At 64.9% G+C, this 242-nt stretch carries 1 pseudogene; it reads left to right on the forward strand.

The annotated features are described in order from the left end of the window. A pseudogene (locus F6Q13_RS19120) lies at positions 1–242 on the forward strand (endoglycoceramidase); the annotation flags it as partial.

Genomic DNA, 242 nt, shown 5'->3' on the forward strand with positions numbered 1-242 from the left:
ACGCGCAGGACCTGACCCCGTTCTACGACCAGGTGGCCTCGGCGATTCGGGCCGTCGACCCGACCACACCGATCTTCTACGAACCCAACGTCATCTTCGACTACGGGCTGCCCACCCACCTGGGCACGGTCGACGCCACCGGCACCGTGTTCTCGTTTCACGACTACTGCCTGGTGAGCAGCAACCTTTGCGGGCTGCTCGAGGCCCTGCCCGTGAACAACGCCGAGGATTACGCGAGGGCA

This window comes from Mycobacterium sp. (assembly GCF_008709575.1).
Classification (GTDB): domain Bacteria; phylum Actinomycetota; class Actinomycetes; order Mycobacteriales; family Mycobacteriaceae; genus Mycobacterium.